The following is a 503-nucleotide window of genomic DNA, read 5'->3' on the forward strand; positions in this document are numbered from 1 at the left end:
TGTCTAAAATTGTGACTTCGTTAGCTATTATAAGTTACCACTACATACCGACAATGATGGGATGGGTGATGTCGCCCACAATGAAATTGATACGTACGTGCTGTCCATGACGCTTTGTTCAGTGCTGTCATTAATCTGCCAATGGTATCTGGGTTAATACATTCCAATTTTTATTTAAGCAATCACAAGCATCACATACAATATCGACCCAATAAACCATGTGGCATTAATAGCAATGCCTGAATACCATTTCAGCTTTACCGTTTGGTTCTCATTATTAAAAGCCGCTTGGCGCTCGGGTGTAACGGGCAAGATGTTGTAGGGATTGTTCTGACCATCCCACATGAGCCGACGTTGCACTTCAGGATGTAGTGCTGGGTTGGCACTGGATTGGTAGATATTACCCTCCGCTAGGTCTAAGTAGCTAACTGTACAGGCTCGCAACCATCCTATGATAGTGACTTCATGGCGTAGTCCTGTTAAGCCTTTGTTTTTCTTCTCTT

Annotated in this window: 1 protein-coding gene; it reads right to left on the reverse strand. The window is 42.9% G+C overall.

Annotated features, from left to right (window positions below; translation table 11 throughout):
• Positions 1 to 174: 174 nt before the first annotated feature.
• The coding region (locus tag ACS8FD_RS25025) for a hypothetical protein (RefSeq protein ID WP_439277831.1) at positions 175 to 503 on the reverse strand (329 nt) is incomplete at its 5' end.

The organism is Psychrobacter sp. 1U2 (assembly GCF_051847575.1).